This window comes from Hymenobacter sp. YC55, assembly GCF_029433095.1.
Lineage (GTDB): Bacteria > Bacteroidota > Bacteroidia > Cytophagales > Hymenobacteraceae > Hymenobacter.
In genome coordinates this window covers 2,961,873-2,987,562 of record NZ_JARNTX010000001.1, presented here as the reverse complement: position 1 = coordinate 2,987,562, position 25,690 = coordinate 2,961,873, and the positions used below count along the sequence as shown (strand labels likewise).

Annotated in this window: 19 protein-coding genes; 10 read left to right on the top strand and 9 right to left on the bottom strand. The window is 50.8% G+C overall.

Annotated elements, in window-relative coordinates; translation table 11 throughout:
* Nucleotides 1–71 precede the first annotated feature (71 nt).
* From P1X16_RS12345 to P1X16_RS12335, 3 genes are all read right to left on the bottom strand, one after another.
* Nucleotides 72–1,970, bottom strand: a complete 1,899-nt coding sequence (locus P1X16_RS12345) for an ABC-F family ATP-binding cassette domain-containing protein (protein WP_277229190.1) — start codon at nucleotides 1,968–1,970, stop codon at nucleotides 72–74.
* A 134-nt stretch (nucleotides 1,971–2,104) separates the two neighbouring features.
* The gene (locus P1X16_RS12340) at nucleotides 2,105–5,653 is read right to left on the bottom strand and encodes a PAS domain S-box protein (RefSeq protein WP_277229189.1); all 3,549 of its coding nucleotides are present in this window, start codon (nucleotides 5,651–5,653) and stop codon (nucleotides 2,105–2,107) included.
* A gap of 285 nt (nucleotides 5,654–5,938) precedes the next feature.
* Nucleotides 5,939–6,172: a hypothetical protein gene (locus P1X16_RS12335; RefSeq protein WP_277229188.1), complete on the bottom strand. Its 234-nt coding sequence runs from the start codon at nucleotides 6,170–6,172 to the stop codon at nucleotides 5,939–5,941.
* 169 nt (nucleotides 6,173–6,341) lie between these two features.
* Between P1X16_RS12335 and murI the strand changes: the two genes are divergently transcribed.
* Entirely contained in the window at nucleotides 6,342–7,157 is an 816-nt protein-coding gene (gene murI / locus P1X16_RS12330; RefSeq protein ID WP_277229187.1) for a glutamate racemase, read from the top strand.
* Between the two features lie 192 nt (nucleotides 7,158–7,349).
* Here murI and P1X16_RS12325 read toward each other — a convergent pair whose 3' ends face one another.
* Entirely contained in the window at nucleotides 7,350–8,048 is a 699-nt protein-coding gene (locus P1X16_RS12325; RefSeq protein WP_277229186.1) for a siderophore-interacting protein, read from the bottom strand.
* A 264-nt stretch (nucleotides 8,049–8,312) separates the two neighbouring features.
* Here P1X16_RS12325 and P1X16_RS12320 point away from each other — a divergent pair, with 264 nt between their 5' ends.
* From P1X16_RS12320 to P1X16_RS12295, 6 genes are all read left to right on the top strand, one after another.
* Complete coding sequence (locus P1X16_RS12320) at nucleotides 8,313–9,188, top strand: SDR family NAD(P)-dependent oxidoreductase (RefSeq protein WP_277229185.1); 876 nt, start codon at nucleotides 8,313–8,315, stop codon at nucleotides 9,186–9,188.
* A gap of 347 nt (nucleotides 9,189–9,535) precedes the next feature.
* Nucleotides 9,536–10,345, top strand: a complete 810-nt coding sequence (locus P1X16_RS12315; protein ID WP_277229184.1) for an AraC family transcriptional regulator — start codon at nucleotides 9,536–9,538, stop codon at nucleotides 10,343–10,345.
* A gap of 279 nt (nucleotides 10,346–10,624) precedes the next feature.
* On the top strand, nucleotides 10,625–11,329 hold the full coding sequence (locus P1X16_RS12310) for a hypothetical protein (RefSeq protein ID WP_277229183.1): 705 nt from the start codon (nucleotides 10,625–10,627) through the stop codon (nucleotides 11,327–11,329).
* 137 nt (nucleotides 11,330–11,466) lie between these two features.
* Nucleotides 11,467–12,639 carry a glutathionylspermidine synthase family protein gene (locus P1X16_RS12305; protein ID WP_277229182.1) on the top strand — a complete coding sequence of 391 codons (1,173 nt, stop codon included), beginning with the start codon at nucleotides 11,467–11,469 and terminating at the stop codon, nucleotides 12,637–12,639.
* A gap of 997 nt (nucleotides 12,640–13,636) precedes the next feature.
* The gene (locus P1X16_RS12300; protein ID WP_277229181.1) at nucleotides 13,637–16,933 is read left to right on the top strand and encodes a T9SS type A sorting domain-containing protein; all 3,297 of its coding nucleotides are present in this window, start codon (nucleotides 13,637–13,639) and stop codon (nucleotides 16,931–16,933) included.
* 740 nt (nucleotides 16,934–17,673) lie between these two features.
* Complete coding sequence (locus P1X16_RS12295) at nucleotides 17,674–18,975, top strand: T9SS type A sorting domain-containing protein (protein WP_277229180.1); 1,302 nt, start codon at nucleotides 17,674–17,676, stop codon at nucleotides 18,973–18,975.
* 97 nt (nucleotides 18,976–19,072) lie between these two features.
* Here P1X16_RS12295 and P1X16_RS12290 read toward each other — a convergent pair whose 3' ends face one another.
* From P1X16_RS12290 to P1X16_RS12275, 4 genes are all read right to left on the bottom strand, one after another.
* Nucleotides 19,073–19,399, bottom strand: coding sequence for an iron-sulfur cluster assembly accessory protein (locus tag P1X16_RS12290; RefSeq protein ID WP_277229179.1), 327 nt, complete (start codon nucleotides 19,397–19,399; stop codon nucleotides 19,073–19,075).
* A gap of 74 nt (nucleotides 19,400–19,473) precedes the next feature.
* Nucleotides 19,474–19,884, bottom strand: coding sequence for a hypothetical protein (locus P1X16_RS12285; protein ID WP_277229178.1), 411 nt, complete (start codon nucleotides 19,882–19,884; stop codon nucleotides 19,474–19,476).
* A gap of 104 nt (nucleotides 19,885–19,988) precedes the next feature.
* On the bottom strand, nucleotides 19,989–20,405 hold the full coding sequence (iscU, locus tag P1X16_RS12280) for a Fe-S cluster assembly scaffold IscU (RefSeq protein WP_277229177.1): 417 nt from the start codon (nucleotides 20,403–20,405) through the stop codon (nucleotides 19,989–19,991).
* 102 nt (nucleotides 20,406–20,507) lie between these two features.
* Nucleotides 20,508–21,722, bottom strand: coding sequence for an IscS subfamily cysteine desulfurase (locus P1X16_RS12275; RefSeq protein ID WP_277229176.1), 1,215 nt, complete (start codon nucleotides 21,720–21,722; stop codon nucleotides 20,508–20,510).
* Between the two features lie 168 nt (nucleotides 21,723–21,890).
* On the opposite strand from P1X16_RS12275, the gene mce reads away from it, so the two are divergent.
* Both mce and P1X16_RS12265 read left to right on the top strand, forming a co-directional pair.
* Nucleotides 21,891–22,292 carry a methylmalonyl-CoA epimerase gene (mce, locus tag P1X16_RS12270; protein ID WP_277229175.1) on the top strand — a complete coding sequence of 134 codons (402 nt, stop codon included), beginning with the start codon at nucleotides 21,891–21,893 and terminating at the stop codon, nucleotides 22,290–22,292.
* Between the two features lie 117 nt (nucleotides 22,293–22,409).
* A complete protein-coding gene (locus P1X16_RS12265) occupies nucleotides 22,410–22,988 on the top strand; it encodes an L-threonylcarbamoyladenylate synthase (protein ID WP_277229174.1) in 579 nt (192 codons plus the stop codon).
* Nucleotides 22,989–23,130: 142 nt separating this feature from the next.
* Here the strand turns inward: P1X16_RS12265 and P1X16_RS12260 are convergent, their stop codons facing one another.
* Nucleotides 23,131–23,868 carry a DUF2306 domain-containing protein gene (locus P1X16_RS12260; protein WP_277229173.1) on the bottom strand — a complete coding sequence of 246 codons (738 nt, stop codon included), beginning with the start codon at nucleotides 23,866–23,868 and terminating at the stop codon, nucleotides 23,131–23,133.
* A gap of 289 nt (nucleotides 23,869–24,157) precedes the next feature.
* Between P1X16_RS12260 and P1X16_RS12255 the strand changes: the two genes are divergently transcribed.
* Nucleotides 24,158–25,573, top strand: a complete 1,416-nt coding sequence (locus P1X16_RS12255; protein WP_277229172.1) for an HD domain-containing protein — start codon at nucleotides 24,158–24,160, stop codon at nucleotides 25,571–25,573.
* The last annotated feature ends 117 nt before the right edge of the window (nucleotides 25,574–25,690 follow it).

Below are 25,690 nucleotides of genomic sequence, written 5' to 3'. Positions count from 1 at the left end.
TAAACGACAAGCGGCCCTAGTACTACCAGGGCCGCTTGTCGTTGAGGATAACTGTGGATTGGGCCTAAGCCTTACACGAAATCGGCAAGCTCCAGCCACCTTTCGCCTTTCGTATCCAACTCGGCGTCGGTGCGCTTAAGTTGGGCCGCCCAGTCGGCTAGCTCGGTATGGGAGCCGGTGCCGGAGTTCAGCTTCTCGATGAGTTGCTGTTTGAGAGCTTCTAGCTGCTCCAGCTCTTTTTCCAGCGTTTCATACTCTTTCTTCTCAGCGAAGCTAGCTTTGCGCTTCGCTGAGGCGGCCGCTGGTGCAGGTGCCGGAGCAGTTGTTTGATTTACCGACTTCAGCGCTTTTTCGGCGTCGCGGGCACCGGTGTTGGCGGGTTGCTCTTGCAGCCACTCGCGGTAGTCGGTGTAGTTGCCGGGGAACTGGCGAATTTTGCCGCCGGGTTCCAACGCAAACACCTGTTCCACCAGTGCATCCATAAAGTACCGGTCGTGCGACACGATGATTAGGCAGCCCGCAAACTGAAGCAGAAAGTCTTCCAGAATGTTGAGCGTGATGATGTCAAGGTCGTTGGTCGGCTCGTCGAGAATCAAGAAGTTAGGGTTCTTGATAAGCACCCGCAACAGTTGCAGCCGGCGCTTTTCGCCTCCGCTCAGCTTGCTAACCAGCGTGTATTGCTGCGCCGGCGGAAACTGGAAGTGCTGCAAGAACTGCGAAGCCGTTACGATGCTGCCATCGGCCATTTCTATCACTTCGGCCACCTCCTTCACAATATCGATTACACGCTGCGTAGGGTCGAAGGTCAGTTCGGTTTGGGTGTAGTAACCGAATACAGTGGTTTGGCCGGCATCAACAGTACCCGAGTCGGGAGCTAACTGCTTGGTGAGCATGTTGAGCAGCGTGGTTTTGCCCGCGCCGTTGGGTCCTACCAAACCAATCCGGTCCTTCTTCTTGAACACGTAGCTGAAGTCGTCGAGCACTACTTTGTCGCCGAACTTCTTGCTTAGGTGCTCCACCTCGATGATTTTGCCACCCTGGCGGGTGGTCTTCACCGAAAGCTCCATTTCGGGGCCTTTGAGCTTGGTTTTGGCCTTTTCCTGCGTTTCGTAGAAGGCGTCGATGCGAGCTTTTTGCTTGGTACCGCGGGCCTGCGGCTGGCGGCGCATCCACTCTAGTTCTTTGCGGAGCAGATTACGGGCTTTTTCCACTTCGGCGGTTTCCATCTGCTCGCGCTCGGCTTTCTTCTCCACGAAGTAGGCGTAGTTGCCCTGGTAGCGGTGTACCCGGCCCTGGTCGAGCTCGACAATTTCGTTGGCCACCCGGTCTAGGAAGTACCGGTCGTGGGTGACCATCAGCAAGGTAAGGGAAGGGGAGGCCAGCCGGTTTTCCAGCCACTCAATAGTGGCAAGGTCCAGATGGTTGGTCGGCTCGTCGAGAATCAGTACGTCGGGCTCCTCAATCAGCACGCGAGCCAAGGCTACGCGCTTGCGCTGCCCACCCGAAAGCTTGCTTACGTTGCGCTGCAACAGCTCGCCCAGAATACCCAGCTTCCCCAGAATCTGTTGCACCTGCGACTCGTAGTCCCAGGCGTTGTACGAATCCATCAGTTCCATTACCCGCTGCAAGTCGGCAGGCTTATGGTTCGGGTCATTCACAACGTGCTCGTAGTCGCGGATGGCTGCTAGCGTGTCGTTTTGGCTGGCAAAGATGGTTTCTTCCACCGTCAGCGTTTCATCGAACACTGGCTGCTGGCCCAGGAAAGCCACGCGGGTGTCTTTACGGGTGCTCAAGCTGCCCGTATCTGGTGGTTCGATACCGGCCAAAATGCGCAGCAACGTGGTTTTGCCTGAGCCATTAATGCCCACCAAGCCCACGCGCTGGCCTTGCAACAAGCCAAAATTCAATTCCCGGAAAAGCCACCGGTCGGCATAATTCTTCGAAAGGTTCTCAGCAGAAAGCAGATTCATAGTGCAAAGGTAGCCAGGGCTAAGTAGCCAAGAAGCACAACCCAGTAATTCCTGTAGTTAGTTGGTGCTATAACACGCCTTGGCAGCGTTTTGTGCGGCCTTTCAGCTTATTGTCTAGCGTGACTTGCAACAAGTTATGGCTCCTGCTTTTTCGCAATCTTATCCAGACGGTCACTATTCATTTGAATGATTACTTGCTGAAGTAACCCAATCACCTCTTCAATAAGGGGCGGCAACACCTCCATGTCGAATGCAGCATGCCACTTGTCTAAGTGCTCTACAAGTGGTAGCAGTTGGTGCATGTGCAGGTGGTCGAGGCTAGGCTTGAGCTTGTGCGTAGTGGCACGCAACTTCTTGACATCTTGGGTGCGAAGCGCGGCTCCTAAGTCGACTACCGCTTCCTCGCAGCTCTCGATAAAGGATTCAAGCATGAGCACCACAAAGTCCTCGTCGCCTTGCCCAATCTGGTATAAGAGGTCGAGTTTGTAGAGGGCAGTGGGCGGGGTGGTAACTGCTGCTGGAGCGGGACGGGGTGGGGTTGGGTCTTGTTGAGCCGTGCCTAGCACCCAATCCCCAATCAATTTCAGCAGCTCATCTTCCTGAAACGGCTTGGCTAGATAATCATTCATGCCAGCCGCTATGCATTTTTCCCGCTCGCCTTTGATGGCATTGGCCGTGAGGGCAATGATGGGTGTAGTAAGAGCCAACTCTTGGCGCAAGACGCTGGTAGCTTCCAGGCCATTCATTACGGGCATCTGCACATCCATCAAGATTAGGTCGTACTGGTGCATGCGAGCCATTTCTACGGCCAGAGCCCCATTCTCTGCCTCTGCAACTTTGATGTGCGCATTGGTGAGCAAGGCTTTGGCAATCTGGCGGTTGAACTTGTTGTCTTCCACTACCAGCACTTCTTTGCCCCGTAGCTTTTCCCGGAACCGATGATCAGCTACCTCTTTGCGTGGCATATCCGCTTCCGTGCCCTCCGTCAGAAAGAGAGTGAAAGTGCTGGCCGTGCCTATGTTTTTCTCGCTGGTGATTTGCAGTTCGCCGCCCATCAAACCAACCAAGCTTTTGCTGATGCTCAAGCCCAGGCCAGTCCCCCCAAACTTTCGGGTCACGGACGAATCTTCCTGGCTGAATTCTTTGAAGATATTATCTAGGTAGGCCGGGTCGATACCGATGCCGGTGTCAGCTACTGTAAACTTGATTCCTACCCCGTTGGCTTCGTGGCCGACCAACTCGCAGGAAATAGAAACGCAACCTTTCTCCGTGAATTTGATGGCATTGCCAGCCAAGTTCAGCAGCACTTGTGTGAGGCGGTATGGGTCGCCGAGTACCACTTGCGGCAACTCAGGCGCAACTTCCGTTACAAAAGACAAGCCCTTTTCCTCTGCCTTGTAGAGCAGCGTTTTCTCGATCTGTGCCATAAGCTGACCGGCATCAAAGCCGATCTTCTCGACTTGTAGCTGGCCGGCTTCGATTTTGGAAAGGTCCAAAATGTCGTTGATGATGACCAGCAGGTTTTCGCCCGAAGTCGTAATGGCTTGCAGATAATCGTCTTGGTCGGGGCGGAGAGGAGTTTTGGCTAGCAGCTGGCTCATGCCCAGAATAGCGTTCATGGGCGTGCGAATCTCGTGGCTCATGTTGGCCAGAAACAGCTCTTTTGCCCGCGACGATTCTTCGGCGTGCTCCTTGGCTTTGCGCAGCTTGTTTTCCAGTTCCTTCTGGTGCGTGATATCGAGCGTGATGCGGATAGTGCCGATAACCTGCTTGTCGTCGTCGTACACCGGGGCCCGGCTGACTTGCAGCCACTTCTGGCTGCCGTCCTGGCTGCGCGCCGACAGTTCGTAGGCGTCTTCCCCTTCGCGCGCTACTTGCGAGGTTTCCTGCGTTAGCAGAGGGCGCAAAAACTCCTGCGTAACTGTTTCGCTGGAGATGCCAAGCGTGTCACAGAAGACCTGGTTGACGTACACCACTTCATCGGCTAGGTCGGTTTCTACCAAGCCTAACTTCATTTGCTCGATGATGCGCCGATACTTCTCTTCCCGCCGTTTGAGGGCTTCTTCCGCGTCTTTCTGTTCGGTAACGTCCTGAAACTTCCAGAGGTAGCCCAGAGAGGCGTTGTTGCTGTAGATAGGAATAAAGTCGCGCTGAAATACCTGGCCATTTTTGCGCGGGAGCAGTTCGCCAATTATAGCGGTCTGCTTTAGCCTTTCACCGTCCCTACCAATCAGCCAATTGGGCTCCGTTGAAGTGGCCGTCCTGGCTGCTGTTAATGATATCGTCTCCACCCCGACTAGTTGCTCTGGAGTTTTGTCCAGATTGAGCATGCGGCAGAACGCCTCGTTCACTAGTACCACTCGACGGTTTTCATCTTCCAGCAAAATGCCTTCCTGAAAGTTGGCAATAGTGGTTGATAAGCGCCGCGTTGTGGCTTCAATGGCTATGTTGGCTTTCTTTATTTCGGAAATATCGGTATGCATGCCCGTCATGATGAGCGGGTTACCTTCCGAATCATATTTGGTTATAAGGCCGCGGGTGAGCACCCATTTGTATTCGCCATTGCGGCACAACAAACGGCGTTCTACCGAATAAATAGGCACATCACCGCGCAGATAAGCGTCAGAGGCCTCCGTACTGGCCGCAATGTCGTCGGGGTGTACATGGTTGTGCCAGGCATGGAAACCGTCCGGAAGGTCTTCGTCGGGATACCCGAGCATGGCCCGATAGGCATTCGAGAAATAGTCGTCTCCGGTCTGGTAGTTGAATTCCCAGCCGCCGTCGCCGAAACGCTCGATGGCCAGAAGCCACCGGTGCTCGTTGTCTTGGATGGCTTCCTCGGCTGTTCGCAACGGCGTTTCGTCAAGCAGAATGCCGCTGTATAGTATTCCCTCGGCATCATGAGTTGATGCTTGGTACTTACCGCTGCACCAGCGCAAGGGCTGATCGGGCACCAGAAAGCGTCCCTCAAAGGAATTTGTAGCCGCTTTGTTAGTGGAAGGGGATAGAAATTTAGCCCACGCCTTCTGGTCATCGGGGTGAACTACCTCCTTCAACTCATCTAGCTGTGTCGGCAGAAAACCGAAGATTTCCTGTGCAGTATTGCTAATGAAACTAAGGTGAGAAGTGCCATCGTAGTTGGCCCGCCACTGAAACAGCACGCCCGGCACTTGCTCGTTCAGGTAACGAAGTTGGGCTTCACGAGCCGTTCGGGCATCTTCCGCTTGTTTTTTGCTGGTAATATCCTCCAGAAACGCGAAGTAGTAGACGCGGCTTTCAGAAATAGGCGAGGGAGCAGGCTGTAATTTTATGTGTATCCAGCGGGCAGGATGTATGCCGTCGCGCGCTACGCCATCGTATTCAAAAGCTGACAGAGAAGCCAAGCTTTCCGATGGATTGAAGACCGGGGCAGTGTTGCTTGGTTCGGGCGGCAATATGGCCCATAGTGGTTGCCCGAGAAGTTTATAGGCCGCAGTGCTAGTTAACCCAGCAAAGCCGTCATTCACCCAAGTAAGTTGCCCATGCTCATCTAAGAGTGCCACTGCCGTGAAGGCATGTTGCACCATTTGAAGAGCCTGCGTCAGTTGATCAGGTATATGGGTAGAAAGTAAAGTGGATTCGGCCTGCTGCTCCGGCCACGTCTGTGCATTTGTTGGGGACGTATGAACACCGGCTTCTTCCATAGCACTAATTGCACATTATCCTTAAGTATAAAGTTAGTAAGCTAACTTTAGACACTTATAAGGCAGAGTGCAAGTTTAACTTTTTGCTGTTCTATCAAGATTGATACTATACTCTAAGCTAATAAAAATTAAATTTTTGATGGTCTTAAAGATGCAGTAAGCTCAGCAGGAGAAGAGTAGGCGCTGGTTCAGCTAAAGTGGTAGGCTGCCGGCAATAATGTAGCGTAAGTAGTACTACGTGAGCATATTAAGCCTAGAATGCATGCGCAAACACAAGGTGTAATTTTATATCACTCGTACTCGATCCACATGAATATCGTCGCGCAGAATTTCCAGCCCTCTATAAGCCAGCGGCCGTCCGGTATTGTGCGTCAAGTCACCACCGGCAGCATGCAAGTGCGCCACGTCCAGGATAAGTTGGGTGTACTTTCGCTCACCTAGCTCGATGGCAACCGGACGGCCCTGGGTTGAATCGAAAGCGGCCAGGGCGCGGTCAATTTCTGCCAGAATAATGCTCATAGAATCAATGAATTTTCAACGAGCAATTAACAATTAATATTCAAGCAATAAGGAAGAATTCAGCGTGAGTTATTAGAAAACGACAACTTTGCGCACGCAATAGCTTTCTAAGCTTACAAGTGGCACCCCCTATTTTCTACTTCCGGCTTCTTTACCCGTCACCTATATTATGAACCTCACTACCCGTCCCATCGGCGTATTCGACAGCGGTATTGGTGGGCTTACGGTGGCGCGCGCCGTAGCCCGCGAGTTGCCTCATGAGCGGCTCGTGTACTTTGGCGACACGGCCCACCTGCCCTACGGCGACAAGTCCACGGCCGCCATTCAAGCGTACTCGGTGAAGATCTGTGACTTATTGCTTAAACAGCAGTGCAAAGTCATTCTTATTGCCTGCAATTCCGCATCGGCCGCGGCTTATGAACTAGTGCGTGAGTATGTAGGCTCTAAAGCACGGGTCCTTAATGTCATTGACCCCATTGTGGCACACGTAGGAGGTGCTTACGCTGGCCGCACCGTGGGCCTGATTGGCACCAAGCAAACCGTGAACAGCAACGTATACCGCAAAAAGATAGACGACTTAGACGCCGGAGTGCAACTCCAAAGCTTAGCCACACCGCTATTAGCGCCTATGATAGAGGAAGGGTTTTTTGCTAATACTATTTCTGACAGCATTATTCGCTCCTACCTCACCAACCCCGCCCTCGACGGTATTGAGGCCCTAGTGCTGGCTTGTACGCACTACCCATTGATAAAAAGGCAGATTGCCGAGTACTACCAAGACCAGGTGGAGGTACTGGATGCCTCGGATGTGGTGGCTGCCCACGTCAAAAAATACCTAGAGGAAAACCAGTTGGCGGCCTTGCCTAGCTCGCAGCCTCCTGCTCACCATTTTTACGTTTCCGACTTCACCCGCTCGTTCGAAGAAAGCACGCGTATCTTCTTCGAGCAGGAAGTGCATCTGGAACATTATCCGCTGTGGGAATAACTGTAAGGCCGCGGGTAACTTGGTCGGCTGCACTGCCCGCACGTCTGTCGAGGCGTACTTATAGCGTGGATTAAGTGCGCAGATGAATACCATATGCAACTGAATAGGGCCAGCGAAAGGGGTTTTCGTTGGCCCTAGCTGGTTAGCTTCGGCGGCAACTCCGATGGGTTCGGTTGACGCTACTGTTGATTTCTACTTCCAGAAAGGCTTTGCCTTGAGTTGAGCGGTTGGTACCTGCCATTGCTTGCGCAATAGCTGATATGTTTCGACGCAGAACTCCTGCGCCCCACCTATATAATACAGACAGTCCGTTGCCGAACGCAAGCCCTGTGCTGCTACCGCCGCCAACACTTCAGGAGCAGATAACTGGTCGGCAACGGCGAAATGCAGCAGGTAGCTGCCATCCAGGTCGGGAAAGCAGTCGTCTTGACTCTGGACATGCACCAAGCTGAAAACTGGTTTAGTTTGCGGTATTTGGCGGCGCAAGGCATACAAGTGCGACAACGTGGACACATCACCGAGCAAGCAATAGCTGGCAGCCGTGGCGTCGAGCACAAACTTGCCACCCGGACCATTGAAGTACACTTCGTCGCCGGGGCGGCAGTGCTGGGCCCAACGGGCGCCGGGGCCATTTGAAAATGTGCATACCGCTAGTTCCAGCGTTAGGGCCTTGGCATCATACTGCCAGATTGAATAGGTGCGCTTGCGCAGCGCGGCTTCGGGCCCACTCAGGTCGAAGAACACGTTCAGCGTTTGACCGGGCTTGTAGTTCAGATTAGCCAAGTCGGGGCCTTGGAGCGTGAGGTGGTAGGTATGGTGGGCAATGGGTGCTACGCGGGTGATGGTAGCACGCTTAAGCACTTGCTTGGCTAAGGAATCAAGTAAACCCATGAGGGAGTAAAGAATACAGCACACCAAAGATGGGGTGCCAACTCTAGCGCTGACGATCAAACAACGCCTGTACTTTATAGAAGCCGTGCTTTTGTTCCCAAGAGCCCAAAGCCTGCTGGCTTAAGTTGCTGTTAGGGTAGAGTATGGCGCTGCCCTTCAACGACCTTTGCGTGAGCTTTCCAACAAACCAACTTTGAGCTTTTCAACAAAGTAGCCGCCTCTTTCCTGCCAGACCTTTGTCATGTACTTAAAGCCCTCAAAAACATGAACAAAGTGTGGTTTATCACCGGTAGCTCGCGCGGCTTGGGCCGTAGTTTAACAGAAGCCGTGTTGGCAAGTGGTGCCCAAGTGGCTGCTACAGCTCGTAATCCCGAGCAACTTGCGCCCCTCGTGGCTCAATATGGCAGCCAGATTCTGCCCTTAGCATTAGACGTCAACAGCTCAACACAAATCACCGAGGCGGTAGCTGCTGCCGTAGCGCACTTTGGGCGTCTGGATGTGGTAGTCAACAACGCTGGTTTTGGTATCACGGGGGCGGCCGAGGCCTTCACGGAAGAGCAGGTGCGCGCGCAGCTCGAAACCAACTTGTATGCGCCTATTGCAGTGACCCGCGCCGTACTTCCATATTTGCGTAAGCAGGGTTCGGGGCGTATCCTACAAATCAGCTCCATAGGCGGCCGGGTAGGCAATGCTGGCATTACGATATATCAGGCGGCCAAATTCGGGTTAAGTGGTTTCAGCGAAGGGTTGGCCAAGGAAGTAGCGCCGCTCGGTATCTACGTTACGTCGGTAGAGCCGGGCGGCTTCCGCACCGATTGGGCGGGTGCCTCCATGAGCTATGCCCCCACAATAGAAGGCTACGATCTGGTTAACTCGCGGGCCGAGTTCTTTTCCAGCGGCCAGTTCGTCCCGGTGGGCGACCCTGGCAAGGCGGCGCAGGTAATGCTAGCTTTAGCTGAACATCCTTCCCCGCCGGTACACCTCGTGCTCGGCAGCGAAGCCGTAGCCTTCCTAAAACAAGCCGACGCCAACCGGCAAGCGGAATTCGAGCAGTGGCTGCCCGTCAGTGTATCCACCGACCACGATGAGGCGGAAAACTTTCTGGAAACCGAGTTTGGGAAATCTTATATTAACAAGTAGAGTATTGCCCTGCACTATTGCATTCCCTCAATGCGCTTAACATTCCTAGGCTAAGGCATTGCCAAACCAAGGAAATATCCTTACTGACACGATGGCTTGTCGGAGCCACCGCTAAACTGTTGCTAACAAGGGTAGTAGTTATGGGTAAGCAGCTTCCGCTGTTGCTGGTGGCACTGCTGTGCTACCTTGCGTGATACCGCAACAAGAACTGCATCAACACCGAGCCAACTACCAGTTGTTAGAAGTGCGGGAGTTTTGTTCGACACGCCTGCGAGCAGTTCCTCTAGCAGGATTACAGCGCTTTAAAGGACTTGTCGAGCACTTACTATTATATAAAGCAGCAGTAGATGCTTAGCCAAAAAGAAAACCAGAAGCGCCCACCAATTCTGTATTCCTGTTACTACAGCAGAAGTAAGGAAGGCGAGCAGTTTGTGCCGGAGCACGTTCTTAGTTTTCAGATAGCTGGCACGCTTATCACCAACGACGGTAACCAGCAGCAAATCTTCAAGGAAGGTTCCATCCGCTTTATCAAGCGCAACCATCTGCTCAAGTTTGAGAAACGGCCGCCCGAGCACGGCGAGTTCAAATCCTTGTCGGTTTCCTTGGATCAAGAAACATTGCGCAGCATCAGCCTGGAGTATGGCTACCACGCCAACAAGCATTTGCCTCCCGGCGAGGCCACCGTGGAACTGGTTTCCAACCAACTCTACAAAAGTTACCTCGATTCGTTGAGGCCGTACGAGCAACTGGCCGAGCCTGGCAATGAGGGCTTGCTGGCGCTGAAGTTGCGGGAAGCGGTTATGCTACTACTCAAGTCTAATCCAGCGTTGAAAGACGTGTTGTTTGACTTTTCTGATCCTGGTAAGCTAGACTTGGAAGCCTTTATGAACCGGAATTTCCATTTCAAAGTGGAGCTGAAGCGGTTTGCCTACCTGACGGGTCGCAGTCTAGCCACCTTCAAGCGCGACTTCGAAAAGATATTCCGCCTGTCGCCTAGCCGTTGGCTGCAGCAAAGACGACTACAAGAGGCTTATTACTTAATTAAGGAGAAAGGCAAGGCCCCCTCGGAGGTATACTTGGAATTAGGCTTCGAAGACCTCTCGCACTTCTCTTTTGCTTTCAAGAAGATGTACGGGTTGGCCCCATCTAAGATTTAGAAGAGTACATGCCCTATAAAAGCTCACGACTATCCAGTCGTGGGCTTTTATGTTAGTTTAAAGTGTGTAATGAAACCATGGAGTGTGCGATTAAGCAACGGATACCAGCAGCCGGTGCAGTGCGTCGAAAGGCTTGCAGTACCTGGCTCTTTCTCTTTTGAAATACCTTTACTTCAAGGTTTATAAAGGAATTTACCGGTAAGCTTCAACCGCTTGCCTTAAATTTCTGTATTGCCTGTTAGTACTAGTGAAACCCACTTGCAACAAGATCAACCAGCCATGAATAAACCGTACTTCCGCCTTGGCGACTGGCGCCGCAACGTATTGATGGTTGCTGCAGCGGCCAGTTTGGGCATCGGCCTGCCTGCCTGTTCCAGCAATTCCGACTCGCAAACTGGCACCGCGGAAGGCGACTGGACCAGTGGTAATACTAGCTCTGATTCGTATTCGGAAGGCGTCATCACCGAAATGACGGAAGTGCAGCCCGGCCAATGGAAGATTACGGCCGAACGGCCCGCTGGCAAAGAGCAAGTAGCTGCCGTGCTCAAGCATTTCGACGGCAAAGTGGACACCTTGCAAGGCCAAGCCCTTCAGAAACAGATGCAAGACTACAGCCGCGCCTATCCTGAAAACCGTGCTGGCGGCACCAGCATGATGGATATTCTGATGTGGGGCGGTATTGGCTACATGGCTGGCCGCTTCCTCACCCCTAATGTTGGGGCCTACGCCAATCCGGGCATTATTCAGCAGAATAATGGCTGGCGTAGCCGCGTTGCGCAAGAGCGGGGGCAAGGGCGGGGCTTTTTCGGACGCGGCTTTGCGGGCAGCCGAACGTCGCCTTCAGCAGGTATTCGGCCTAGCACTAGCGTTACGCGTACCACCGGCTTCGGCCGGAGCAGTGTGCGCAGCACCGCACCTTCAGGGCGCAGCTCCGGCTTCGGTAGCCGCGCGAGCAGCCGGGGCTTCGGCGGATTTGGGGGCTAATAGCTTTCCAACTAATTATTAGAGACGCGCATGGTATATGCTTGATGATAAAGCAGGCATACGCTACGCCGAGGCCAGACCTATTCTGTTGTTTCTCACATCCTGGACTTCGTTGCTAGTCCACTCCTTGATTGAAGATGATAAAGCTGCTGCCCCTCTCCGGCGATGTTAGTCCTGCTGTGCGCGGCCTTGGTTGGGATTGGGCCATCGAAGATGCTTGCCAAAACTATGTAGCTCGCGAAGCACTGCAACTGCCAGAAGCCACCGCCGATGCCCTGCTACAAGCGGCTGATTCGCTTTACGATATGCTGGTGCAGTCTATTCCTGATGATATTCCCGACGACTTACTGCGTCTGCTTGCTATTCCTGAGAACTTGTGGGCTGCCATCCGTCACTCCTGGAACGACGACCGGCATTGGCACCTCTACGGCCGCTTCGACCTGGCCGACACTCCTGATGGCCCTAAACTAATCGAGTTCAACGCCGATACTGCCACCAGTTTACCTGAAACCGCTGTGGTACAATGGGCTAGCTTAGTAGCCGCTGGCCAAGCCGAGGACGACCGGCAAGTGAACGGCCTCTTCGAAGGCCTGCAAAATCAGCTAGCCCAGTGGCTGGAACTCAACAACGATTTAGAGCCTACACTTCTCCTGGTTCACCTCCCCGGCAGTGACGAAGATGCCGCCAACTGTGCCGTAATAGCTGAAGCTGCCACGGAAGCTGGCTTCGAGATGGTACATATTTGTTCCGTCGATGCTATGCAGGTGTCGGTGCAAGGGGAGGAGCGAGGCGCTTGGGCCGAGGTTGAGCCCAACAAATGGCAGCGCTTCGGCTTTCTGTTCAAACTTGTGCCTTGGGAAATCCTAGCCGACGAAGAGCCTGAACTAACTGCCGACCTTACCCAATTACTGCAAAGCCGCGACTTGATTATTGCTAATCCACCCTATACACTGCTGTTTCAAAGCAAAGGTATTCTGGCATGGCTGTGGCAGAATTTCCCGCATCATCCACTACTCCTCGAAGCCTCTTTGCAAGATTTGCCAGGCCATTACGTCCGTAAGCCTCTATTAGGCAGAGAGGGCCAAAATGTAGTGGAAGTGAACGATGGGCATACAGGGCAAGCTGTAGACGGTGATTTTGCCCACCAGGCCCAAGTACGCCAACGTTTCGCCGAACTTCCACAAGATACAGAAGGCCGCCGCTACCAAGCTGGTGTGTTTTGGGCTGGTGCTGCCTGTGCCATCGGTTTTCGCCGTGAAGCCGGGTTCATCACAAACTTATCGGAGTTTGTACCTCATATTATTCTATGAGAGAAGAGGAGTTGCTTAGCATGCTGATCTTATCAATAGCTAGTTGATTATTAAATAGATAATAAGTTAAAGTTGCTTATGCTAACGAAACCATAGCTGTTAATCTCGATGCCGATTGATAGGCATTAGTTGAGGTAGCATTCTTTTAGCTTCTGCGCTAGACTGCTACAGAAGCGAGGCAGTTATTTTTAATATGTCACTGATTTGAAGTAGTATAGCTGTTTTATAATAGTATGTATGAGTAGAGGAGAAACATCAGTTTATACTGCCTTTTAATTTTTGAATAACACTAGTGTACAGCAGTTTAGATGTTATCTGACTCATTTTTTACAGGTGTGTCTGTGTGAGAAAGGCTCAGCGTATATAAAGCTGTTTAGCTAATTGCCATTCAGTTCAGCTAGTAGAAAATTCTTTATATGCGAAGGCGAGCAAGCACGTTGATGTCTTCCCTGCCTGATAAGGTTTCTACACTTGTTAAAATTTGGATTATAAGCGTATTCGATTGATAAGGTAAATCGTATATTTTTCTTGTTATTCTGTAATTGGTTATAGAAAAATTAAGTGCAAATTTGTGCAGTATAGAAGGCGCTTAGGAGGATTGTGTTATGTATTGGTTTGCCGGTTTGGTGGTGTGGGATAATGGATTAGTCTTCGTAAATAGGCTCTCAAGGGTCGATTTGACCTATTCTCTTGGTATAGTATATGGTAGGCAGCAATTGCAAGACTTCCACATGTTTTATGATATAATTGTATAAATACAATTTTAAATTAGAATGTTGATCTTATTATCATTCAATTGCTTTGTGCATTGTGTATAGTTCGCCACTAAATTTGTAATCGTACTTTTCTTAGCTTCTATTCTACGCTCCACTCGAAAATTTCAACTTTCCATACGCTTATGAAAAATTTGTACACTCGCCAGGGTCAACCACCCTACCTCAAGCAGGTGTGGCCGCTGTGCTCAACGCTGAGTAGCCGCCTTTGGGCATTGTTACTCATGCTCTTCACCATACCGGGAACTGGTATGGCACAAACCTTTAGCGAGGGTATGGGCTCCACAGCACTATCCCGCGAATTAATCAGTTCTTACTACGGCAAGGGGGGATTTAATAATGATACGGAAAGAGGCTTTGTCTATTCTGGATCGGCAGTTATGGCCAATAGTCCTAGTGTAGTATCTACCAACCAATACCCTGGTGCTTCTGGATCGAACACTGTTTTTTTCGGACCAGGATACGTTAGTGGAAACTCAGGACCAGTCAGGAATGATCCGCCTCCTTTTAATTTTCAGATTGCAAACATCAATACGGCATCTCTGACTACGCCTGCTTTCACTTTTGGCTTGTATGCTCCCACTGCATTAACTATTGCTACTATACGTTCGCAGTTTACCGTTGAGTTTAGCGCTGACGGCACTAACTATATTACGGCTACTTATGCGGCAGTTACAACCAACTCACAGGGGAATGCTGCCTTCAATCAGTATCGTATTACCTCAACTATTCCGCAGGTAAATAATTTGCGAATTCGTTTTACCCGGCAGAGTGGTAATACCAATGAGTTTCGCCTCGACGACGTAGCACTAACTGCTGCTGCCGCGCCTACTATTTCGGTATCGCCTGCTACCCTTATCTACAGCAACACAACCACCGGCACGCAAAGTGATTCGCAGCAAATTACGGTGAGCGGAGAAAACTTGACCAACAATATCACAGTGACTGCTCCGAGCGGTTTCCTAATTCGTAGGGATAACAATGCGTATGCTTCCTCTTTGACTTTGGTCCAAACGAATGGTACAGTTGCTAATACCACTATTGATGTAGTATTCGCTCCTACCGCCAATCAATCGTACAGTGGTAGTATCACTCTGACAAGTACAAATGCAACAACTCGCACGGTAGCCGTATCAGGCACTGGCCAAGCACCGGTTCCTGTACTGTCTGTTTCGCCTACGGCATTATCTGACTTTGGCCTTGTGCAGGTCGGACAAACTTCTGGTTCGCAATCATTCACTGTCTCGGGCAGTAACCTCACCAACCCGGTGACAATAAATGTACCCGACGGTTTCCAAATTCGGCAGGGTTCAGATCAGTTTAGCTCGGCTACTATTACGCTTACGCCTTCTAATGGCTCTGTTAGCTCTACCATTGACGTTCGATTCGTGCCAACTACAGATGCTGATTATGCTGGTACAATAAACTTGGTATCTACTGGCGCTGCTGATGCGGGCGTAGACGTAAGCGGAACAGGTACACCACCTCCCACAGGTCCTTACATCACCGCCAATCCAACTTCACTGGACTTTCAAACTGTATCGAGCAGTGGTTCGGCACAAACCTTGACCTTTGAAATTAGTGCTAATAACCTGACAGCCCCACTGGTTTTGACCAGTTCTAATAGAAACATTGTATTCCGTGATGCATCTGCTGGTGGTAGCTTTGTTGATAGCACTTTAAGTATTGCTCAGGTGAATGGTGCAGTGTCGTTGCGAACTATTGAAGTTCGTTTGACAGGTCCGGTAGCTAACGGGGAGTTCAATGGTAACATTACACTTTCTAGCAACGATGCGACGGATGTAGTAGTTGACATTACGGCTAACAACTCAGTTGGCGGTGAGTCTACTATCAACACCTCGGGTAACCTCTCTCAGTTTTCAACAGTGCCAGGCCTTGCTTCCGCCGTACAGTCCTTCCAACTAGCAGCTAGCAATCTGCTACAAAATGTGACTGTGCTTGCTCCCCAATACTTTCAGGTTTCCCTCGATGCATCTTTTGCCGGGATAGTAGGTACGGGCAATTCAATCACCGTGCCTCGTAATGCGGGGGGTAACGATATTAACCCATCAGTAACGGTATATGTGCGCTTTTTGCCACCGTCGGCGCTTAATGTGTCTTCGCTCATTCGAGTAGATAGTAATCCAGCTACATCGGTTGGTATTCAAGTAGCCGGTACTAGCGAGCCTTCGATTCAGATTCTGGCAATGCCTCAGTTGATTAGCAAGGTAGTTATTAACACTACTTCAGGAGCCCAATCGTTGGTTGTGAAAGCCGAACGAGTGCAGCAGAATATCACTGTTTCCAAGCTTTTGGCAACCAACCCCCTGAACCCTGGAAATGCCGAGCAGTTCGAGATTTCGGCTGACAATGTAACCTTCGGCAATACCCTGACGCTAGTGCCTAACCAAGGGACTTATGATGTAAATCAATCAATTTATTTCCGCTACAAGCCTACCTACCTTGGTACTGCTCAGTCAACATTGCGGTTCCAAAGCAATGATTTCACCAATAAGGCCGCTCAGCCATTTGGGGCTAATGACTTGCTGTCAGCTAGCTCAATTGATACAGAGCCTACATTGCGCAGTTCGGCTACCGTATCGCGCACTAGCACTACAGCTACTGTTAGCTTCAATTTGCCACCTAACTATGCTGCACAAGGCTATGGCGAGGCTCGATTAATTGTAGCTAGTACTAATGCTACATTGCCAGCAGGCAGCCAGCCTCAGGACGGTAATTCTTATGTAACTGGTAACCAAACATATGGTCAAGGCCCAGAAATTGCTCCTGGTTACTACATTGTCTATTCAGGAGCCAATCAGACAGCTACCATCGAAGGATTAAATCCATCGGTAACCTATTATTTCTACACTTTCGAATACAATAACATTGATAATGGCTTTAATATCAGTGTGCAAAATGCTGAAAACTATTTGTCACCACCCGTTCCCAACTTTATCAACGGCATTGTAGCACCAGCTCAACCATTGCCGGTGTCGTTGATATCCTTTACTGCTACTCTGAACAAAGGGCGAGTAGCCTTGAATTGGACAACAGCTTCGGAGTCGAACAATAAAGGTTTCGAAGTACAACGCAGCGCAAACGCGCAGGAATTCCAAACTATTCTTACGCGTGAGGGCAAAGGCACTACGGCTCACCGTTCTACATATGATGCCGTTGACCAACAGCCTCTAGTTGGTGTTAGCTACTACCGTCTTAAGCAACTTGATGCCGATGGAAAGTTCACTTACTCGCCTGTTGTCATCGTCACGAATGCTGCTCAGGGAGAGGTAAAGTTCTATCCTAATCCGACTTCGGGTAAATTAGCCATCAGCTTGCCTCAAAACCCTCATGTAACTACCGTCAAAGTTCGTGTTACCGATTTAAGTGGCCGTGAAGCTAAAGTCTTTTTATTGACTTCAGCCAATGAAATTGACTTAACAGAATTGAAGGCAGGCACATACTTGGTAACAGTAGAAACTGGCAATCAGCAAGTCACGCGACGGGTAGTTAAAAACTAGTAGTTAGCTCCCCTGCAAACATAAAAAAGCCTCCATCTTCTGATGGAGGCTTTTTTATGTTTACTACTTATAGCTAAGTAGGTTAGGTATTCGATAAAGTGATAAAACAAAAGAGGTGGGTACTTTATACTATACACGATTTTCACTCCGTCATGACATTGACGTGTTATTGAGCAGATGACTGCAGCGACGGTTGCGGTAGGATTGCACAAAGTGAACCAGCTACCCTAAGCTCCTAACTACACTTTAAGAGCAAATAGAGATTCCCGCGAAACAGCATAGCCTCCATTTGGGAGACAGGTGCTGTGAAAGTATTGGTTCTACTCGTAATAGTTGAAGTTAAGCTAAGTAAGCTCACGCAAAGCATATATTTCACTAAAAGTCAATGATATTGGAGCAACGAACTAGTTAAATAAAGGCAGCAATAAAGCTACTGTCTCCTTAAAAATTTCTGTGTTGTTATATGATTATAAGTTTATGTCAGTTGTGACAAAAACCAATTTCATTGACTTATTAATGGTGGAGCTCTACTTAAACGTGGCACTTACCTGCGTTACATAGTTTCAATATGACCAGATTGATTAAAAATATTACAAGATAATTTCTTGTGTAATTAGTTGATTATTAGACCAAAGTATTAAAAGTAGAATTAAATCTTAAGATAATTATAAGATAATATTGCTAATCGCACTTTATTTAACTTTATTTATAAAAAATTGGCTCTTATCATATATGCCTTTATGAAACCCACCTTCACTTCTAAACAAGCTAAAACTTGTATTTCTCTACTTTCCGCGGTATTTGTGGGCTTAGTAAGTTTAAATACACAAGCTCAAACTGCAGTTGTCCAAAGCTTTAATAGAACTAATAACAACAATGATACTGAGCTTGGGTATGATGGTAATCCAACCATTGTCGAAGGAAATGCTCGTTCTGGCGCCACTAATGGACCTGCAGGGTCAATGGTGACAGGGTCTCCTTTCTATGCTCCCACTACTAATGGCACAACGAGTACCTCTGCTTGGGGAGTGTCTAACGCTACGGAAGGAGTGCTGTTTCGGGGTAGACAGACAGCAGCAGCATCAACTGGTAATTATATTCAATTTCGAGTTGCTGCTTGGGGATTGACTGATAATGAAGGCATGGATGAGAATGATCAAGTAGATGTGTTTGTAAGTGTTGATAATGGTCTTAGCTATTATAACATACTACGAATAGCAGGGAAGTCATCAGGCGGAGGAGAAGGAGGAGGAGGAAACAACAATTTTTGGGATTACAGAGCAGCTATTCCAAAATCAGTGCCCTTTAGTACAACAGCTGAAACTACAGTTGTCGGGCCTGATAACCGAACAGGACAAGGGCAAGGAAGGCGCAATCAAAACGGCTTTGGTTTTGATAACCTTAAGATTACCCTTCCAGATGGTGCCCAATATGTTCGGTTTTATATTATCGCCAAATGTGACGCAGATGAACTCTGGACAATTGATGAGGTAACGCTTGGTAGCACTAGCGCTACCCCACTACCCGTAGCACTAAAGAGCTTTTCAGCAGCAGCTTCAGCTAAGGGCACGCAGCTACACTGGGCAACGGCGTCGGAAAAGAATAATGCTGCTTTTGAAGTGCAGCGTGGAAGTACAGCCGAGCAGTTCCAAACCATTGGCCGCGTCAGTGGGCAAGGCACCACCAGCCAAGGTCATACGTATTCTTGGATAGACAAGCAGCCGCTACCCGGCCTAAGCTACTATCGTCTGCGTCAGCTCGATTATGACGGCACTGAGTCATTCTCACCGGTAGTTGTGGTGCAGCAATCTACTGAGTTGGCTGCTAGTTTCTTCCCAAACCCAAGCTCGGGACTAGTCACTTTAGCTCCGGTTCTTGGTGAGGTGCAGTACCGGGTTATTAACACATTGGGGCAAACTGTGCTGACAGGCAGAAGCAGCGGTGGTAGCACCGTAGATGTACAGTCTTTGCGTGCTGGTTCTTATTTCCTAGAACTACAGTCAGCCAATGGTCGCACCGTTGAACGCTTCTCACGCGAATAACAAAATAGATTGTATTACAAGAAAGCCCCTCTCCACGATAGGAGAGGGGCTTTCTTGTGATGAGATGTACTGCCTTGAGTTGGCAGTGAGACTAGCTTTATACCGAGAAGCTCTCGCCGCAACCGCAAGTACGAGAAGCATTAGGGTTGTCGAAATAGAAACCTTTGCCGTTGAGGCCGTCGGAGAAATTGAGTTCGGTGCCGGCTAAGTAGAGGAAGCTTTTCATGTCCACTACTACGCGTACGCCTTTGTCTTCGAACTCCTGGTCCATGGGTTTCACTTCGTTATCGAAGTCGAGCTTGTAGCTCAGGCCCGAACAGCCGCCGCCGGCCACCGAGGCACGCAAGCGGAAGGTTGAATCCAGCTCAGCATCGTGCATGAGCTTCTCAACTTTTTCTTTGGCTTTTTCAGAAACGGTGATCATGGGATTGGTATTCGGTAATTAGGTAGTTAAACAGTAAACAGTAGTTACAGCAAAAAAGTACCCGCTTCAACTACTTATGATGATGGATTTAAAACCACGCTGAATACGGTAATGGTATTCAAATCGCGGCCGTAGTAGAGCTTATCAAGAGCTTCGTAGGCATTGTGGGCGCGGAAATAAGAGGTTTGCAACTCTTTGTCGCCGCGGGCACGCCATTGAATGGTATACGAGCTTTCGGTGTCGCGGTAGCGCTGTACGTAAGCTAGCATCTTGCGCAGCGCGTCCAGCTTATCATACCCTGTCTCGTAGCGAAACAAGAAGCTCTGCTGGTGGCGCGGATTCACCGTGATAAGATCTAGCCGAGTTAGCCCATCTAACTGTCGGAACTCGAAAAGTAAGCTGCCAGGGCCTATGCCCAAATACTGCTCTATCTGCTGCTGAATACGAGCACTCTCAACGTGTATGTCGGAAGCAGAAACATCCATTGTTATGGGCTAAGTCTTAGAAGCTAAGAGCTAGAAAATAGTGTAACAGCTCGGTAAGCTATATACATTCTATCTCCTAGCTCCTAAAACTCCTAGCTACTTTATTAGTGATGCGACTTAGCTTCTTCCAGAGCAGGCAAGCCGTTCTTCACGCGGTAGTCGTTGATAGCCGATTTGATGGCATCTTCGGCTAGCACGGAGCAGTGAATCTTAACGGGTGGCAAAGCCAGTTCTTCTACAATCTCCATGTTGTCGATGGCTAGTGCCTCGTCAACAGTCTTGCCTTTCAACCACTCCGTAGCCAACGACGACGAGGCAATGGCGGAGCCACAGCCAAACGTCTTGAATTTGGCATCGGTGATGGTGTTGGTGGTTTCGTCCACCTCGATTTGCAGGCGCATTACGTCACCGCACTCAGGAGCACCAACTAGGCCGGTGCCTACGTTTTTCTTGCTCTTGTCCAGCGAGCCCACGTTGCGGGGGTTGCTGTAATGGTCAATTACTTTATCGGAGTAAGCCATGGCTTTATTAGGAATTAGATTTCAAATTTTGGAGTCGAGACGGTAGAACGGAGAGCAACAGAATCGTTGAGACTCTGAGTTCTCCGTTCGAAGTTCCGAATTTTAATGTTCAGCCCACTCAATCTTGCTCAGGTCAATGCCCTCTTTGAACATCTCCCAAAGCGGCGACATCTCGCGGAGCTTGGTTACTGCTTCTTTTACGTGGTTGATGGCGTAATCGATTTGCTCGTCGGTAGTGAAACGGCTCAAACCAAAGCGGAGGGAGCTATGGGCGAGGTCGTCGCTCAGACCTAGTGCCTTCAATACGTAAGAAGGCTCCAAAGAAGCTGAAGTACAGGCCGAACCCGAAGATACCGCCAAGTCTTTCACACCCATCATCAAGCCTTCACCTTCCACATATTTAAAGGAAATGTTGGTAACGTGCGGCAAGCGGTGCTCACGCGAACCATTGACATAACTTTCTTCGAGCGTCAGCAGCTCACGCTCTAGACGGTCGCGCATGGCGCTTAGCCGAGCGGTGTCAGCTGCCATTTCCAGGCGAGCCAACTCGCAAGCTTTGCCTAAGCCTACAATGCCAGGTACGTTCAACGTACCCGAGCGCATGCCGCGCTCATGGCCGCCACCGTCCATCTGGGCGGTAACCTTTACCCGTGGGTTTTTGCGACGCACATACAGCGCGCCTACGCCTTTGGGGCCGTACATTTTGTGGGCCGTGAAAGCCATCAGGTCGATGCCGTCGGCAACTACGTCCACTGGAATCTTACCCACAGCCTGGGTACCATCCGTCATGAACAGGGCGCCGTGCTTGTGAGCAATAGCAGCAATTTCACGGATCGGCTGAATTGTGCCGGTTTCGTTGTTGCCGTACATGATGGTCACCAGAATGGTCTGGGGAGTCATGGCAGCCTCTAGGTCTTCGAGGCTAATGAGGCCTTCCGAGTTTACGGGCAGATACGTAACACGGCCACCTAGCTTTTCGATGTGCTTGCAGGTGTCAAGTACCGCTTTGTGCTCGGTGGTAGCGGTGATGATGTGATTGCCTTTCTGGGAATACATCTCGAACACCCCTTTGATACCGAGGTTATCGGACTCGGTGGCACCGGAGGTGAAGATGATTTCCTTGGCATCGCAGTTGATCAGCGCGGCAATTTGGTCGCGGGCATAGTCAACGGCTTCTTCAGCAGCCCAGCCAAAAGGGTGGTTGCGAGAAGCAGCGTTGCCGAATACTTCCGTCAAGTAGGGCATCATCGCCTCCAAAACCCGAGGGTCGAGGGGCGTGGTAGCGTTGTTATCGAGGTAGATAGGGAGCTTGAGCATGGCGCACAATCAGGTTGCAGTGGAAATCCGGTAATCAGAGGCAACCAAAGAAAACCAGTGTAGAATCATTCGAAAGTAGAACACAGAAATCAATGAAGTGGTTTTACTTTGCTGATGCAAAAGTAGAACAAATCCAAAGAAGCCGTACTATAATTAGCGGCCCCTCGTATGCTAACGAATCTCGAACACGTAGGCCTGGCCGTGCAGGACCTCGAAAAGGCTACTGCTCTGTATGTTGCCTTACTAGGGCAAGAGCCTTATAAGCGCGAATACGTAGCAAGTGAGGCTGTTGATACAGTTTTCTTTCAAGTAGGAAATTCCAAGATCGAACTGCTAGCTGCAACCTCGCCCGACAGCGCCATCAGCAAGTTTTTAAGTAAGAAGCCGGAAGGCATCCATCATATTGCCTTCGAGGTAACCGACATTCGAGCCGAAATGGCACGGCTACGCGAAGCAGGCTTCGAGTTGCTTAACGCAGAGCCCAAGCCAGGCGCTGACAACAAGCTCGTGTGCTTTGTGCACCCGAAAAGCGCCAATGGCGTATTGGTGGAGCTGTGCCAGTCGATCTGAGTTGCTGATTGCTGGTTGTCAATTTTTGCATGTTGGTTGTTAGAAAAACTACTAACCAACAAATCAGCAGCCTTCAGTCAATAGTCATCAATTAACAACCAGCAACCAACCTAACCTATGAGTAGCTTTTTCCGCCAGGAAGTGGATGCCGCCGTGGATGCCCTGCTGCTTCAGCAGGTAATTCTTTATCCTACCGATACGGTGTGGGGGCTAGGCTGCGACGCAGAAGTGCCGCCAGCCGTAGAACGCTTGTACAAGCTAAAGCAGCGCCCGCCCGAAAAGTCATGCATTGTGCTGGTAGCGGACGAAATAATGTTTGCGCGATACGCCTCTGTTGTGCCATCGCACCTGCCGATGCTACTCGCGGCGCAGTCTAAACCAACTACGTATGTAGTGCCAGCCAGCCGCCATCTAGCGCCCAACCTATTGGCTGCCGACGGCACGATTGGGCTGCGGGTGGTGCTCAACGATGAATTCTGCCACAAAGTGGTGCGGCGACTAGGGCACGGGCTGGTATCTACCTCGGCAAACTTAAGCGGCGAACCTACGCCGGGGCTATACTCGGAAGTAAATCCGGCCCTGGTACGTGGTGCCGACTATGTAGTAAACTGGCGCCAAGACGAGACAACCCGAACCACACCCTCGCGGGTGGTCCGGGTGCTAGACGATGGGGCACTAGAGGTATTACGGGACTAGAGCAGGCGGGCAGATACTTCTTCTGGTTCGAGTAAAAGGCTAGTGTGAGGTGCACTCTAGCTACACGAGCGACAGACAAGGCCAGTGAATTACTAGGGCCTTGAAGTCTGGGCAACTACAACTGGCCGCTAGCAGCAAATAGCTACTCTGTTAGAGATGGGGTAGGTAACAGACGGTTCAACTTATCTGCCTGCATTCGAGCCCGGTACCGCCGCACCGTGCGAGAAATAAGAATAGTGCCAAGCAGCGTAGGAACGATCCAGCCTGCCAGTCCAACCCAGCGGGGGGCTTCGGCGGGTAGCCAGCGGCCTAAATTCACCACAATAAAGGCCGTTGCCGCGGATATATAAGATCCGCCCATGCGAACAAAGTGGCGAAATATCCAGGGTTCGGGGGTAGCTACCGGTTGAGCGCGCAGTCCACGCCACGTGTCAAGGCCCGCAAACAGGCAGATCAACGCTCCGAAGAAGGCAAAGAGTATTGCCTGTAGCCACACACCAGCCGCTACCATAAGCAGGCCTACCACTGACGAGCCGGCGCTTAGAGCTAAGTCAGCAACTTCGAGCCCGGAGCTGTGTCGGCGGGCAGCTCGCCAACCGGTGAAACTTAAGTAGAAGCTTAGAACGGCCACGCCCGTTAAAAACAAACGGCCCTGCGTAAGAGGTTGAAATAGGCAAAGCAGCACAGCAGTAAGGGCCACTGCTACCATACAATACGTGTATACCCGGCCAACCCGCACGTGCGTTGAACCTCCTTTGCGACCTAGCATGGGCACAAGACCCGCGAGCAGAGCAATTGTGCCTGCCATAATATGGGCGCCTAGCACCAAGCGAACAAACAAGGAGGTAGTGGGCAGGGCGAAGAATAGGGCGAAGTCCATAACGTGCATACTAATCAGCGGTGAACCAGAAGCGAATGATGTGAACTTCCACTTCTGCTGTCCGCTAACCAATTGGAAGTCTCTGAAGCGTAGCTTCTACTGGATGAAGTGTAAAGACTAGCTACTGAGTTTATTGAATTCCTATTGCACAGAGGCAGTGGCTAGCTAAAGACTAAAGCATATAAGTGAGTGCTAAAAAGACACTGACCGATGGTAGTTAAGCCGCGCAAGTCTGACTACTTCCTGCTTTGCATTCGATACTTAGCGGACGGTTGCCGAACTTTGCCGCATGAAAACCCCGCAGCTACCCGACCTTCCCTTGTTCCGAACTATAGCTGATGCCGCCGGCGAGCTAGGGTATCCAGCTTACATTATTGGCGGATTCGTGCGCGACTTGGCGCTGGCGCGCGAAAGCAAGGACGTGGATGTAGTCTGTGTGGGCGACGGTATTCGGCTGGCGCAGGAGGTAGGGCGCAAGCTGCCTGGCCGGCCCCGCGTAACGGTGTTCAAGAACTTCGGGACGGCTATGCTGCCCACACCAGAAATAGAAGTGGAGTTTGTGGGTGCCCGCAAGGAAAGCTACCGCGCCGAAAGCCGAAAGCCCGAAGTGGAAGCTGGCACCCTAGAAGAAGACCTCGCTCGCCGCGACTTTACCATCAATGCCCTCGGCCTTAGTTTAAACCCCGCCGACTTTGGCGCCCTTGTGGACCGCTACGATGGCATGGGCGACTTGCAGCGCCGCACTATTCGCACCCCCCTCGACTCCGACATCACCTTCTCCGACGATCCGCTACGGATGCTGCGCGCAATCCGCTTCGCTACGCAGCTGGATTTCGACATCGAGCCCGACACGTATGATGCACTTGCCCGCAACAAGGAGCGCATCAAGATTGTGTCGCAGGAGCGGATTACCACCGAGCTCAACAAGATCATAATGGCGCCGAAGCCAAGCTATGGCTTCAAGCTGCTGTTTCAGTGCGGTCTGTTGCACCTCATCTTCCCGAAGATGGCCCAACTGTATGGAGTAGAGAAAGTGGGCCAGCATGCTCACAAAGATAATTTCTACCACACCCTGCAGGTACTCGACAACGTGGTAGCGGCCGGCGGTGACTTGTGGCTGCGCTGGGCGGCTATTCTGCACGACATTGCCAAGCCCGCCACCAAACGCTACGACAAGCGTGTGGGCTGGACCTTTCACGGCCACGAAGACAAAGGCGCGCGCTGGGTGCCCGGCATCTTCACCGACCTTAAACTGCCTCTAGGTGAGGAAATGCGCCAAGTGCAAAAGCTGGTGCGGCTGCACCTGCGCCCCATTGTGTTGTCCAAGGATGTGGTGACCGACTCGGCAGTGCGCCGCCTGCTCTTCGAGGCCGGCGACGACATCGACCGTCTTATGCTGCTTTGCCGTGCCGACATTACCAGCAAAGACTATGACCGCAAAAACCGCTACCTGCGCAACTTTGATGTGGTAGAGGAAAAGCTGAAGGAAGTAGAAGAAAAGGACCACTTACGCAATTTCAAGCCGGTTATCACGGGCGAGGTTATCATGCAAACATTCGGCTTGAAGCCTTCCCGCGAAGTAGGTGAGTTGAAAGATGCAGTGTTGGAAGCCATTTTGGACGGCAAAGTTCGCAACGAATACAACGACGCGTTTGCGCTGCTGGTTGAGCTAGGGCAGCAGAAAGGCCTGGAAATAGTGAAATAGCAAAGCGGTGAATGGAAGGATTCAAACTCTTCTATTCACCGCTTTGCTATTTCACTAAATAATTGAGGAAGCCTTTCGCCGTTCGGTTGCAGCACAAACGGCGAAAGAACTTCCTCG